The organism is Mesorhizobium sp. DxT, assembly GCF_058448885.1.
Genome location: NZ_JBZFLJ010000001.1, coordinates 360,886 through 374,291 on the forward strand (window position 1 = coordinate 360,886; position 13,406 = coordinate 374,291).

General features: G+C 63.2%; 11 protein-coding genes. 1 reads left to right on the top strand and 10 read right to left on the bottom strand.

The features are described from left to right. Positions 1–98 precede the first annotated feature (98 nt). A complete protein-coding gene (locus tag ACVJNE_RS01705) occupies positions 99–812 on the top strand; it encodes a DUF1868 domain-containing protein (protein ID WP_499562409.1) in 714 nt (237 codons plus the stop codon). Here ACVJNE_RS01705 and ACVJNE_RS01710 read toward each other — a convergent pair. From ACVJNE_RS01710 to ACVJNE_RS01755, 10 genes are all read right to left on the bottom strand, one after another. Then, complete coding sequence (locus ACVJNE_RS01710) at positions 787–1,500, bottom strand: phosphatase PAP2 family protein (protein ID WP_499562410.1); 714 nt, start codon at positions 1,498–1,500, stop codon at positions 787–789. The genes ACVJNE_RS01705 and ACVJNE_RS01710 overlap by 26 nt on opposite strands. Beyond that, positions 1,497–2,750 carry a DUF2254 domain-containing protein gene (locus ACVJNE_RS01715; RefSeq protein ID WP_499562412.1) on the bottom strand — a complete coding sequence of 418 codons (1,254 nt, stop codon included), beginning with the start codon at positions 2,748–2,750 and terminating at the stop codon, positions 1,497–1,499. Before ACVJNE_RS01715 ends, ACVJNE_RS01710 begins: the two co-directional genes overlap by 4 nt. A 123-nt stretch (positions 2,751–2,873) precedes the next feature. Next, positions 2,874–4,553, bottom strand: coding sequence for a formate--tetrahydrofolate ligase (locus ACVJNE_RS01720; RefSeq protein WP_499562414.1), 1,680 nt, complete (start codon positions 4,551–4,553; stop codon positions 2,874–2,876). Positions 4,554–4,821: 268 nt separating this feature from the next. Next, positions 4,822–5,946: a DUF2333 family protein gene (locus tag ACVJNE_RS01725; RefSeq protein WP_499562415.1), complete on the bottom strand. Its 1,125-nt coding sequence runs from the start codon at positions 5,944–5,946 to the stop codon at positions 4,822–4,824. A gap of 9 nt (positions 5,947–5,955) precedes the next feature. After that, on the bottom strand, positions 5,956–7,242 hold the full coding sequence (locus ACVJNE_RS01730; protein ID WP_499562417.1) for a DUF6638 family protein: 1,287 nt from the start codon (positions 7,240–7,242) through the stop codon (positions 5,956–5,958). A gap of 36 nt (positions 7,243–7,278) precedes the next feature. After that, positions 7,279–9,189 (bottom strand): AAA family ATPase, encoded by a 1,911-nt coding sequence (locus tag ACVJNE_RS01735; protein ID WP_499562419.1) that lies wholly within the window; start codon positions 9,187–9,189, stop codon positions 7,279–7,281. Positions 9,190–9,201: 12 nt separating this feature from the next. Beyond that, on the bottom strand, positions 9,202–10,350 hold the full coding sequence (locus ACVJNE_RS01740) for a hypothetical protein (RefSeq protein ID WP_499562421.1): 1,149 nt from the start codon (positions 10,348–10,350) through the stop codon (positions 9,202–9,204). Between the two features lie 115 nt (positions 10,351–10,465). Next, positions 10,466–11,554, bottom strand: coding sequence for a hypothetical protein (locus ACVJNE_RS01745; protein ID WP_499562423.1), 1,089 nt, complete (start codon positions 11,552–11,554; stop codon positions 10,466–10,468). A 130-nt stretch (positions 11,555–11,684) separates the two neighbouring features. After that, complete coding sequence (locus ACVJNE_RS01750) at positions 11,685–12,710, bottom strand: fatty acid desaturase (RefSeq protein ID WP_499562425.1); 1,026 nt, start codon at positions 12,708–12,710, stop codon at positions 11,685–11,687. 78 nt (positions 12,711–12,788) lie between these two features. Next, entirely contained in the window at positions 12,789–13,403 is a 615-nt protein-coding gene (locus ACVJNE_RS01755) for a thymidine kinase (protein ID WP_499562427.1), read from the bottom strand. Positions 13,404–13,406: the final 3 nt, after the last annotated feature.

Genomic DNA, 13,406 nt, shown 5'->3' on the forward strand with positions numbered 1-13,406 from the left:
CGCAACCTGATTTCCGCGCCCTCGCACAACCCGCTGTCACCCTCATGTCACGCGTGTCGCTTACGCGGACGGTCCGCGCCGCAGGAAAGGAACGTGCCTTGGCATACGCGACGAACGACGAATTCGGCCCCAACTTCATCTCGACCGGGAAAGACACGCCACCGCGCCACCTAGGCACCCGTTACGACAGCGCCGGCAACTTTCTCTACGAGCCGGGCAACACCTTCGTCTCGCACGTCGTCGACGGTTCGCAGAGCCAGAAAGCACTGGTAGAGGTTCGCGAGCGCCTGCGTGCCCTGCCCCATGCCGACCACTTCACATTCACGCCGGTATCGAGCCTGCACAAGACGCTTTTCCAGGGGGTGATCGAAGGCCGCCGCGGGCGCGAATACTGGCCGGCGGCGCTGCCTGCCGATGCCGCAATTCCCGAAACGACAAGATGGATCGACGAGCGCCTCGACGGCTTCTCGGTCAAGGCACCATTTCGCATCAAGGCGGACATGGTCACGCCGCTCGGTGTCGTCGTCTCAGGCCTGACCGATGCCGACGAAAAGGTCATGCGCGAGGCGCGCGACGCGCTTGCGGAGCGCCTCGGCTATCGCCACCCGGACCACGACGACTACACCTTCCACATCACGCTCGCCTATCAGCTCGACTGGCTGCCGCTGGAGGCCGAAGCGATCTATCTGCCGGCACTTGCCGAGATGAAGACGCTGCTCGACGTCTTGCCTGAAGGCATCGAGCTCGACGTGCCCGCCTTCTGCGTGTTCGACGATATGGAGGAGTTCAGGCCGCTTCGCGAGATCGGTTGAACGCCCGCAGACCGCTGACCACCAGCCAGGTCAAGCTCGCCCAGGCCGCGCCCAGCGCCCAGCCGGCGGCAACGTCGCTCGGCCAGTGGACGCCGAGATAGACGCGGCTGAAGCCCACCATGATGGTCAGGAGCACGGCCACACAGATGACGTAGATGCGCGCCGCAAGACTGTCGACGAGACGGACGATCAGCGTGGCAAGCGTGAGATAGACCAGCGCGCTCATCGTCGCATGGCCGCTCGGGAAGCTCGCCGTATGCGTCTGCACGAGATGATCGACGATATCGGGCCGCGGCCGGTCGTAGAGCATCTTGAGAAGCTGGCTCAGCGCGGTTCCCGAAACGATCGACAGAAAGACGAACAGCGCCGGCCCATAGCGGCCGACGACCATCAGGAACCCCAGCACCGACGCCACCAGAACAACCAGTACCGGATAGCCGCCCAGCGCCGTAATCTCGGTGATCGTCTCCACCAGCCAGCCGGGCCCGAGCGGCCTCGCACTGTCTGTTGGGTCGCGAAACATCAGCAGCAGCGCACTGTCGATCCGCGCGATCTCGTTTTCGCTCACCTCGTCGGCGATCGCGAGGAATACGTAGACGCCGCTTGTCACCACCGCGACCAGAAGCACCGGTACGGTCGCGAAACGCATTTCGCGCATGCCGCGCACAAGTTGGAAAAGTCTGTTCATGCACCCACCATCGCAGCCGCCGCCCTGGCGCGGCCGATATCGTTCGGGAAATCCATGGCCAGGGCCGCGCGCTCCAGCGCCTGCTCGGACTGGCGCCGCGCATTCTCGACAAAACGCTGGTCGCCCGTGCGCGCAAGTGCTGCGAGCGCCTTCTGCAACCGGACCTGCACCTCCACCACACCGGCGCCATCCCGCGCGATTGGCACGAAGATGTCGTCGAACAGTTCGGCTATGTCGAGATCCGGCACCCAGACCTCCGGAAACAGCGGCTCGATCTCATCGTCTTCTCCCGCCCATATCGCCAGCACACGCACCGCTCGACCGATTACGTCGATCGCCGTACCCGGATCGTTGATGCCCGGCGACAGTGCACGCGACGCAATCTCCGCCAGAACGCAAAGGCCGAAGCGCGGATCCTGGTCGAAGCTGCGCTCGTCGGCGATGGTCACAGCATCGAGGATCGCGTCGAAATCGGTGGCCGTATCGAAGCCGCTGCACCATGCGATTGGCCGGCCGGGGTCGATGAACGTGCCCGGCAGGCTTGCAAGATACACCCGCCCGCCGGCTGCTTTGGCAGCTCTCGATATGGCCGCCGTATCCACATGCTGGATATAGCCGATGCGATCGCTATAGACGGGATGCGCGCCGTCATCGACGACGTCGCGGCCGGGCTCCAGTCGCCTGCCGCCGAGATAGGGCGTACTGCGCCGCGCGCGCATGGCCTTTGCCGTCGCCTCTTCCACCACATCCGTGGTCTCGCCCACACGACCGAGCCGCAGCAGGTAGTCGATCCAGCGCAGCAGCGTGATGACGATCAGCATCACGACCGCCAGCGTCATGAAGAACAGAACTACCCGGCCGCGCTCGCCATAAGCGCCCATCGACAGGGTGATGATCGCGACGAGGCTGTAGAGGAACGAGCCGACGAATGCCGCCAGCACGTTCTGAGTTGTCTTATCCTCGATTAGCAGCTTGGTCGCGCGCGGCGTGACATTGCTGGTGGCGGCCGAATATGCGGCAACCATGGTCGACAACGAGAATGTAGTCACGGCCAGCATACTCGAGGCAATGATCTCGAGGATGCGGTCGACCGAGTTTGCGCCGAGCTTGTCGGCAAGCCCGGTTGGAATGAAAGGCGAGATCAGCAGCGAGACGAGGGCGGCGAAGATGGCCAGCAGCGAGATCACCGAAGCGCGAAACCACAGGCGCCTTGTCAGCAGGCTGAACAGCCATTTCCACTTCGATACCATGGGCCCGCCTCTCCGGATGGAAGCCAGATATGGCGGCTCGGCAGCCCCATGGCAAGCCGCCGCGCCGGGGCTGCGGCAAGGCGGCTCAGGTCGATGCGGCTGCGCTTCCGCGCGCCGGGCGCCTCAGAACAGCCCTTCGATCTGCCCTTTGTCGTTGAGGAAGATACGCTCCGACGAGGGCGACTTCGGCAGGCCGGGCATGGTCATGATCTCACCGCAGATCGCCACGACGAAGCCCGCGCCAGCGGAAAGCCGCACCTCGCGCACCGGTACGACATGATCCGTCGGTGCGCCGCGCAGGTTGGGATCGGTGGAGAACGAATATTGCGTCTTCGCCATGCAGACCGGCAGGTTGCCGTAGCCTTGCGCCTCCCACTGATGGAGTTGGTCGCGCACCGACTTGTCGGCGATGGCCTCCGAGCCGCGGTAGATGCGCTTCACGATGGTGTCGATCTTGTCGAACAGCTTCATCTCGTCCGGATAGAGCGGGGCAAACTGGGACTTGCCGGATTCGGCGAGCTCAACCACCTTGTGCGCCAGTTCCTCGATGCCTGCCGCCCCCTGCGCCCAGTGCTTGCACAGAACCGCCTCGGCGCCCTGCGCGGCCACATAGGCCTTCACCGCCTCGATTTCGGCATCCGTGTCGGACACGAAATGGTTGATCGCCACGATGGCCGGGACGCCGAACTGTTTGACGTTCTCGATGTGGCGGCCGAGATTGGCGCAACCCTTCTTCACGGCATCGACATTTTCGGCACCGAGATCGTCCTTCTTGATCCCGCCGTTCATCTTAAGCGCGCGCACCGTCGCCACGATCACGGCAGCCGCCGGCTTGAGGCCGGCCTTGCGGCACTTGATGTCGAAGAACTTTTCGGCGCCAAGGTCGGCGCCGAAGCCGGCCTCTGTGACCACATAGTCGGCGATCTTCAGCGCCGTCGTAGTGGCGACCACCGAGTTGCAGCCATGCGCGATATTGGCGAACGGGCCGCCATGCACGAAGGCAGGATTGTTCTCGAGCGTCTGCACCAGATTGGGCTGCACGGCATCCTTCAGCAGCACGGCCATGGCGCCGTCGGCCTTCAGGTCGCGTGCGAAGACCGGGCTCTTGTCGCGACGATAGGCAACGATGATGTCGCCGATGCGCTTCTGGAGGTCCGCCAGGTCCGTAGCCAGGCACAGGATCGCCATGACCTCAGAGGCAACCGTGATGTCGAAACCGGCCTCGCGCGGAAAACCGTTGGCGACCCCGCCGAGCGAGCAGATGATCTGCCGAAGGGCGCGGTCGTTCATGTCCATGACACGCCGCCAGGCGACACGTCGCACGTCGATGCCCTGCTCGTTGCCCCAATAGATGTGGTTGTCGATCAGAGCCGAGAGTAGATTGTGCGCGGTGGTGATTGCATGGAAGTCGCCTGTGAAGTGGAGGTTCATGTCCTCCATCGGCACCACCTGGGCATATCCACCGCCGGCAGCACCCCCCTTCATGCCGAAATTTGGTCCGAGCGACGCCTCGCGGATGCAGACCATCGCCTTCTTGCCGATGCGGTTCAGCCCGTCGCCCAGGCCCACGGTGGTGGTGGTCTTGCCCTCACCCGCCGGCGTCGGATTGATCGCCGTGACGAGGATCAGCTTGCCGTCCTTGTTGCCCTGAACCTGCTTGATGTATTCGGCGGAGACCTTTGCCTTGTCGTGGCCGTAAGGCAGCAGATGCTCGGCTGGAATGCCCAGCCCCGCGCCCACGTCCATGATCGGCTTCTTCTTGGCTGCGCGTGCGATCTCGATGTCGGACTTGAACTCGGCCATGCGATCTCCCCCTGGGACGGCTCGTTTGCGACGCGGCACACACGCCGCTGTTGGGCGCATAGAAGCCCGAGCGGGTCAATTCGCGCCGTCTCAAAACAGCCGCGCAATGCGCGAAATGCGACAGGGTCTGGATAGGGCAGTATGGGGATTAGGGTAATGCGGCGGTAGGGATTATCGAGGGACGCGCAGCGTGACCGTGGCCCGAACGAACTCCTTCCACTGTTTCACCTACTGCCATACTGCCCCATTCTCCTATCGCCTCAATCCGCTAGCGATCCAGCACCTGCCGTACCTCGACGAGATTGGACCGTACCCGCAGTACGTAGAAGCCCATGGTCGCCAGGTGCGTCGGCATGATCCAGCCCGCCTCGTTGCCGTTGGAGATGATGAACGGCCGGATGTTCAGCGCGGCGCGGAGCTGCTGTTCCGTCTGTTGCCACAGGGGGCCGATGGCACGCTGGCGAATGACGTCCTCGAAATCGGCACCGGCTGCATGCAGGATGCCGTAATAGCCATAGAGCTGCCCGTAGGCGAACCAGAACCGGTCGTCCGCCCGCGTATCGAACCAGCCGTAATTATAGGCTTCGGAACGCTCGCGCAGGATCGCCGAGGTCGACCCGATGTCGTTGGCGATGCGGTCGATGAACTGGATCAGGTTGTCGGCGCGCGCATCGAACACGGCGTTGCAGGCCTCGAGCCTGTCGTTGAACGTATTCAGATCGCGGATCGCCGAACGGTAGAAGCTGGGCGTCGGCGTTTTCGGGCCAAACGGATTGAGGCCGAAATACCAGGTGTATTCGTCGAACTGCAGGTTGCCGCGGGCATCCTGCAGATTCTGATCGATCTGCGACGTACCGCGGATGCGGCCGAGCGTGTCGACCAACTCGATCGAGGTGCGGCGGATCGCCTGATTCACCCCGCGCTGGAACGACGCCTTGTTGTCGAGCCATGGCGTATGGTCCCAGTCCATGCCGAACAGGCCCAGCTTGTAGAGGATCATCGACGAGATCCAGGCATTCTCGTTGACGTTGAACTCGACGAGGTCGGCCGTCACGTCGGCGATCGCCGAGCGGCCGCAGGTGCGCGTGGTGTCGCCCCCATCGGCGGCCGAAACCTGCTCGCCCGCCGACAGGTTGCGGCTGGCAAGGTTATAGGCCTGGACATAGTCGGGATCGAAGCCCGTCCAGCGCTGCGTATTCCAGAAGAAATAGCCATAGAGGCCGATCAGCACGAGAAGACCGATGCCGATGGGGCCTTTGATGAGCCAGCCGCGCCGCGCATACCAGCGGCTGGCGGCGACAAAGGGCCAGCAGATCCACGCGATCACCAGGCCGACGCCACGGCCGATCGCTTGAAAGACGCGAGTGAAGAAATTGACGATCGGATCGAACATGGTTCCCCCTCAGTCGTGGAGCCCGTAAAGCCGCGCGCGGAAACCCGCCTTGTCTTTCAGATACGTATCTTTCAGCGTCTCGACAACATGGCGCCGCCAGACCTCGTCGAAACCTTCGTAGTCTCGATAGAAGCCCTGCTTGTTGAACACGTAGCGCGACACGAAGTCGAACGGCACGAAATCCGAAATCAACCGGCTCGTGAGCCAGGCGTCGGGATGGTCGGGCTTTGCCCTCACGACCAGGAAACGGCGTTCGGGCCGCACGTCGGCCATCTTCATCTGACCAAGCTGAGCAAGCTCACGCTTTGCCGCGTTGAGGAAGGGGAAAGTACCCTCCCGGTTGATCAGGTCCGCATGTCCGTGGATCCAGCTCTGCAGCCAAACGCGGTCGACGCTCGACAATTCCCGCTTGGGGTCTGACTGATGAATCAGCGTACGCACGATCATCTCGGCGCGATGCTCGAGATAGTTGGATTCGTCGATCCAAGAGGCCCGTGGCAGCTCGATCCGTCCCGTGGAAACGAGGAATTCGAAGATGCGCTCGGCGTCGTGCAGCGAAAGATAGCTTACCTGCCAAGGACGCGAGCGCCGGAAGCCCGGCGCCGCGGGGTCGCTGATGACAGTCGTCATTCCCGGATCGACAAAAACATAGAGCCCGCCGAAATGGCTGGTCCAGTAGGCGTTGTGGCGGAAAATCACCTGGTCCGGCACCAGTGCGTTCTGGCGGATGTCGCCCGTCACCTTGGCGAGATCGACCATATGCTCCAGCATCGTCGTGTCGCGCCACGCCTCCGGCTCCTGTTTCAACCTGTCGACGAGCGTCGCAAGTTCGGTGGCCTTGCCGGTCACGTCCTCCGCCGACAGCACGCGAAACTCGACCTGGTTGATCGACAGCAGATCCTCGATGTCCTCGACCTTGGCGACCGAATCCTCGATCTCCCCATAGATCACGTCCTTGATCGTCAGCGCGTTGATGACGCGGGCATTGGCGGTCAGGAACTCGTAGAGAAGCTGCGAGGTGTTGGAGAATGCCGTGTGCACCACCGGCAGGTCGGCCTGCTGCGGGGTCAGGATGATGAAGCGCCGGTTGATCTGGTTCGGATCGAGATAGTGGATGTCGCCGAGGTCTTCGGCCACTTGCGGCGAGAAGCCGGTACGATCGATCTCGATCCGCTCGCGCTGCGTCGGCTTCAGCCCGAACGCCTTCAGCGCCTTGTTGTAGCGCTCGATCAGATGCGGCTCCTCGATGGCAAGCAGCCTGCCGTAGATCAGCTCGTTGTCGCGCAGAAGGTCCACTATCCCTTCTCCCCGTTCACGGAGATCAGGAACCACTCACGCATCCCAAAGGCCCTTCTTCTGCAATTCGGCCATCTCCCGCGCCGCCCGCTCGCGCAGGCGCGCGTCGCGCAGAAGCGTCTCCACCGCCGCGTCGTCTGACTTGTCGGCGTAGCGGAATTCGGAATCGGCGTAGCGGTTGATCTCCTGCATCACCATGTCCATCGTGAACGGACGCCGCAGGTCCTCCACCATGGCCTTCTTCTCGTCGTAGCCCTTGCCCATGAAGGTCTCGGGCTTCTCGAACCATTCGTCAGGCAGTTCGATGTCCATGGCGCGCATCTTGATCGCATCGGTGACGTTTTTGATTGCTCGGCCGGTGAAGCGCGGCTCCGCCTCCTTGATCCGGTGGAGATAATCGCCAACGTCGGCCAGCGTCTTCGGCTCGCCTCGCTCGTCCATGAAGCGGTCGTAGACCTTTTGCAGCCCGGCCTCCTGCGGCTTGGAATGCGCGTCATAGGCCGTCTGCACGGCGCGCTTGATCTCCTGCGCTGCATAAAGCGTGTGGTCGCCCAGCGGGATCTGGTGGTTCTTGCCGGCCAGGAGCGCAAAGATGTCGATATAGTCGTCGCGGGTCTGCGGCCCGTCGACCAGCCAGCGCGCGCTGGCGCGCTGGCGCAGCGCATCGTCGACGTTCTCCGGATAGTTCGAGAACATGCCGAAGGAGCAGTTGCCGCGCACCACCGTACCGGCGCCGGCGAAGGCGTCCATCAGTACGCCCGTGATCTCGTGCTGGCCGGCGGAAGCGCGATCGTCCGAGCGCTTGGCCGCCACCTGGTCGATGTCGTCGATGGTTCCGAACGCGATGGCGCGCGGATTGAGCACGTTATTGACGAACTGGCGGCAGTTCTGCCCCGACTTGCCCTGGTAGGACGAAATCTGGTCGACGCCGAAATTCTCGTAGTGGAAGGGCACGCCCGCCACCTGGGCGTAGTCGTTGACGAGGCCGGCGATCATCTGGATCAGCGTCGTCTTGCCGGTGCCCGGCGCGCCGTCGCCGATGAAGGTGAAGATGAAGCCGCCCAGTTCCACGAACGGGTTGAGCTGCCGGTCGAGATCGTAGGCCATCAGCATCTTGGCGAGCTTGACCGACTGGTACTTGGCGACGTGGTTGCCGACCACTTCGTCCGGCTTCTTGAAGGTCATCACGAGCGCCTTGGACTTGCGGCCGGGCGCGACGTCGAAACCGTCGATAGTGAAGTCGTCCTTCTCGATGCGGATATGCGTGTCGTCGAACGCGCCGAGCGCATCGAAGCGGCCCCGCCGCGACAGCAGCCCCTCTATCGCAACAGTCGCATAGGCGCGCGTGCGCGCCGGCAGGTCGTGATCGTCCTTGGCGCCGGCAAGCGTGCCATCCAGCCCTGCGATCAGTGCCTTCAGTGCGTCCTGCTGCGTGTCGAACGCATAGTCCGGCTCGCCGACGTCGCTGGGCGCCTCGGCGTCGCTCTCGACGGTCTGCAGGAGATAGGAGGCAAAGGTGAAGGCCGCGACGTAAGCCGCCGCCGAAAGCAGCCGCTTGTAGTGCGACACGTCCTCGCCCTCGAGCGGCGAGCGCGCGTTCTTCGCCTGCAGGTCCTCCAGCGCGGTCGATTTGGCGAACATGTCGGCCACCGCCATCGCGATCGCCAATCCGCGGCGTGCGCGATAGAGCAGCGTGTGCTGCGGGATCGACATGAGCTGGTCGTCGGGCCGCACCGCCTGCACAGTCTTTGCCAGCTCCACCTCGCGGGTGCGCCTCACCGAGCCGGTCGAAACCGTCGACACGAAACGTCGCCCGGTGCCTGCCAGCTCCGTCTGCGAGCGTCCCGACGAATCCTCCAGCACCACAATGCGCGTGATGAAGCTCTGCGCCAGGGCGCGATGCTTCTCGATGTCGGCTTCGGATATGGCGGTCAGGCCGGTGTCCATAATCAGGCTCCCCTAAACATCGCTGATCACCTGCCCGTTGGAGATGATGTGCACCTGATAGCCGCCGAAGATCTTCTGCGCCTCCCCGGCGGCGTAGAGCGCCTGATAGGCCTCGTGCGGGATCAGCGCGTGGCGCTCGTAGCTCGAAACGCCCTGCCGCGTCGCTTCCAGATCGTCGGTGTTGATGTGGAATTCCTCGCGCGCCGGCTGGCTGGAAAACAGCCCCTTGCGTGCCGGCTGCTCGGACTTGGAGAACACCTCCTGCACCGTCCAGGTCAAAAGCCACGCATGCTGCTCGCGGCGCACCTTCGACAGAACTTCCGCAACCACCGAATTGTGCTCGGTGATGCCGGCGGAATAGAACGGCCCCAGCACGACGCGGCGCAGCTGCTTGGGATGCAGCGCGTCGAAATCCTTGTCGAGATTGCCGGCAATGGTGGCGGGCGACAGCGAATAGGCCGAGTTTTTCTCGGCGAAGTCGTCGAAGCGATGTGCCAGCTCCGGGTTGAGAAGCCCGTCGACCGGCAGCGGAATCTTGACGTTCTCGTCGAGCTTGCCGTCCCGGGAAACCAGTTCGCGGACAACGTTGTCGGAGGAATCCTCCACTGTCGCCATGTAGACCAGTGGCAGGTTGGCTGTGCCGTCGAACGCGCCCCAATGAACGACATAGATCGGCCGTCGCGTCTTGGGGTTCACAGACACCTTCACCGTACGCGGCAGGACGAAGGGCGCAAAGATCAGCCCCTCGGAAACCTCCTCCAGATAAAGCCGCTCGGCCATCGACTTGCGCAACGCGTGCGGCATCGCACGTTGCCGCAGGATGAAATCGGCCATCTCGGCGCGCAACACCTCGGGTTCCGGAATGCCCGCCAGCCGCTTCTCGGCACTGCGCCGGTCGTTCTCAAGTTCCAGCACGTTCTGGAAAACGGGATAGCCGCTTTCGGCGCGCGAGATGCGGAACGAATCCATGAAGCCGAGCCGGTTCTTCCAGCAGGCGAAGGAATTTTCCAGCCGCACAAGATATTCGGCCATCACCTTGGCGACGAGGTCGTGCCGGTATAGCGGCGAGCGCTCGTCACGCAGGAACACGTCCAGCCCGCCGAGTGCCGCGGAAATGGTGTCGAAATAGCGCACTGCGGCGTCGGTGGTGGAACCGTTCATAACGTGGCGCCGATGTGTTTGCGGGCTGCATCGCACCTCCCCCCGCTCACGCGGAGATGGCAGATGTGTGAAACAACACCAAGGGAGACGGACATACCAGGACGGACGGTAAGCGTCACTGCTTCACGTAGTCGGCCGAGTTGTGCTTCTTAAGCACCTCGTCGAAGCGCCGGGCAAACGCATCGTCGGCGAGCTTCTTGCGGCGCTGGATGTCGGCGGTCGTCACCATGTTCTTCTCGTGCAACTCCAAGAGGTCGCCGATGTGACGCTGTGCGGCGGCGCCGATGCCCGCCATCGTCTCCTCGGCAGTGTTGTCGACCTGGCTGCCCAGCGTGTTGATGCGGTGCGCCACTTCCTGCTGCGCCGCGGTCTTCAGCGAATCCTCCAGCGCCTTGTAGAGAACGATGCGCTGCTCGGTGTCGATGGTCAGCTTGTTGATGAGCGTGTTCTGCGCCGCGATCTGGTTGTTGAGCGAATCCACGAAGGTCTGGAACATCGAGGTGTAGCGCTCGAGCGTCTGGCTCTCGGCCAGCAGTTCCTGCTCTTTGGCCTGGGCCTGGTTGTATTCGGTCGCCAGCTTCGAGCGCTCGGCCTCGAGCTCGGTGCGCTCGGTCTGGCTGGTCGAAGAAGCGATGCGGTTCTCGATGTCGAGCAGGGCCGGGTTCAGCTCCTCGATGCGCTTCTGGGTTGCCGTCAGGTTGTCGATCGTCGCCTTGCGGCGCTCGATCACCTCACCGAGGCTCTTCTCCGAGGTCGCATAGCGCTGGTCGAGGATGTTTTTCTGCTCGGTCAGGATGCCGACGATCGTGTCGGACTTCGCCAGCAGTTCCTGCAGGTTGCCCGCCAGCGACATGTTGCGCACGCGCTCCGTACGCATCCGCTGCTTGCGCTGGCTGGAGAAGATGCCGATGAAGCTCTCCCAGCCGGTATAGCTCTTCATGCTCTCGAACTCGGCACCGAAGACGTTGGTGGCGTCCTCCAGTCCGATGATGAGGTCGGCGATGTTGCCTTCCATCACCTTCTGCTGGTTGAGCACGTCCTGGATGCGGGCGTTCTCGATGTCGAAGTCGCTGGCGCCGATCTTCTGGTCGGTCTGCGCAAACTTCTCCAGCACGACACCGGACTGCTCGATCTTCGAGCGCATGTCCTCGACCACCCGTTTCGTCTTGGCAATCTCGGCGTCGAAATTCTGCAATGTCGCCATGCGCTCCGCTCCAGCTAACCGATAACTTTGTAAAAATGACTTCGCGGAATATATGTGGGCGCCATTGCGATTGAAAGACGCAAAGCCGGAGGAAGCAAAGGCGGCCGCGCAGAGTATCCGGATCCGGATTCTAGGCCCGAACACGTACCTCGCCGAAGGAGACCATCCTGCGCCGGTCGTCGTCCCACAGGGCCAGCTTCACGCAGGCGAGGCTGTCGGCGATTGTGATGCGCCCGATCTCCCTTAGCTCCGGAAAATCGCGCAGCACCTCGGGAAGCCGGTAGCAGGGAACCTTGCTCGACAGATGATGCACGTGATGGATGCCGATATTGCCGGTAAGCCAGCTCAGGACTCCCGGAAGATCATAATAGGACGAGCCGTGGAGCGCCGCCTCCCTGAAATCCCAGTCGGAGCCGTTCGACCAGTGCGTTTCCTCGAACTGGTGCTGCACGTAGAACAGCCATATTCCCGCGCTTCCGGCCAGGATAACGATCGGGAGATGGACGAGAAGGAATGGCCACAGCCCGACGAGCGCGATGAGGCCGGCCGCGAGCGCGGCTATCGCAAGGTTCGTCGCCATGGTGGACAACCACGGCTCCTTGCCGCCCCGCATCATCCCGAAGGGCAGCCGCTGCTTCAGCCCGAACAGCCAGATCGGCCCGAGGCCGAACATCACGAGCGGATGCCGGTAAAGCCGGTACCCGAGCCTGGGCCAGAAAGAAAGAGCGGAATACTCTCCCACGGTCAGCGTCGTGATGTCGCCCACCCCGCGCTCGTCCAGATTGCCGGCCGTCGCATGATGCCCCGCATGGGCGCGGCGCCAGTAGTCATAAGGTGTCAGCGTGAGCACGCCGATGGCCCGGCCCGTCCAGTCGTCGCCCCTGCGGTGGCCGAAGAACGAACCGTGCCCGCAATCGTGCTGGATCATGAAAAGCCGCAGCAGGAAGCCCGCCGCCGGCACGGTGAGAAGCAGGCCCGGCCAGAACTGGTAGAGGACGGCGACCCAGCTCAGCGCCCACAACGCGCAGAACGGGATGACGGTGATAGCCAGTTCGAAAGTGCTGCGACCACGGTGAGGCGTGCGATATTTCGCAAGAAGCTTGGTCCATAGCCGCTTGTCGGAACCGGTCGCAAAGGGCGAAAGGGAAGTATTCATCGGCGCTTATAGCCATTCCCGCCGGTCCCGCTCAATAGCTCGCAACTATTTGACGCACCCGGAGACGTTTGGCCCGTGTCAGCTCCCGGCAAAACCGATCAGGTCCTCCGGCGGCAGGCGGCCCATCTCCTCCTCCCAGTGCCGGCGGCACAGCGAGACGTAGACGTCCTTGCCGATCGCCACCTGGGCACCCTGCTTGGCAACCTTGCCGTCGGCGCCGAGCCGCACCACCATCGTCGCCTTGCGCCCGCAACGGCAGATCGTGCGCACCTCGCGCAGCTCGTCAGCAATGGCCAGCAGCGCCCGCGAGCCGGAAAACAGCTTGCCCTGGAAATCGGTCCGCAGCCCGTAGCACATGACCGGAATGCCCAGCCGGTCCGCCACCCGCGCAAGCTGCCACGCCTGTTCCTCTTCCAGGAACTGCGCCTCGTCGACGAACACGCAGTGTGTCGTCGTGTGATCGTGATGCTCGCGAATGCGCTCGTAGAGGTCGTCGCCGTCGCGGAACATCTCCGCGTCCGCTTCGAGGCCGATGCGCGAGGAAATGTAGCCGGCAGCGTCGTCGCGGCGGTAGTGGCCGACCACGAACAGCATCGTCGTCATGCCGCGTTCGCGGTAGTTGTACGAAGCCTGCAGCAGCATGGTCGTCTTACCGGCATTCATCGTTGCGTAGTGGAAATAGAGCTTTGCCATCGC

Excerpts from the sequence above, each read along its gene's own strand:
- ACVJNE_RS01710 (WP_499562410.1), bottom strand. The coding sequence starts at position 1,500 with ATGAACAGACTTTTCCAACTTGTGCGCGGCATGCGCGAAATGCGTTTC.
- ACVJNE_RS01715 (WP_499562412.1), bottom strand. The coding sequence starts at position 2,750 with ATGGTATCGAAGTGGAAATGGCTGTTCAGCCTGCTGACAAGGCGCCTG.
- ACVJNE_RS01720 (WP_499562414.1), bottom strand. The coding sequence starts at position 4,553 with ATGGCCGAGTTCAAGTCCGACATCGAGATCGCACGCGCAGCCAAGAAG.
- ACVJNE_RS01725 (WP_499562415.1), bottom strand. The coding sequence starts at position 5,946 with ATGTTCGATCCGATCGTCAATTTCTTCACTCGCGTCTTTCAAGCGATC.
- ACVJNE_RS01735 (WP_499562419.1), bottom strand. The coding sequence starts at position 9,189 with ATGGACACCGGCCTGACCGCCATATCCGAAGCCGACATCGAGAAGCAT.
- ACVJNE_RS01740 (WP_499562421.1), bottom strand. The coding sequence starts at position 10,350 with ATGAACGGTTCCACCACCGACGCCGCAGTGCGCTATTTCGACACCATT.
- ACVJNE_RS01745 (WP_499562423.1), bottom strand. The coding sequence starts at position 11,554 with ATGGCGACATTGCAGAATTTCGACGCCGAGATTGCCAAGACGAAACGG.
- ACVJNE_RS01750 (WP_499562425.1), bottom strand. The coding sequence starts at position 12,710 with ATGAATACTTCCCTTTCGCCCTTTGCGACCGGTTCCGACAAGCGGCTA.
- ACVJNE_RS01755 (WP_499562427.1), bottom strand. The coding sequence starts at position 13,403 with ATGGCAAAGCTCTATTTCCACTACGCAACGATGAATGCCGGTAAGACG.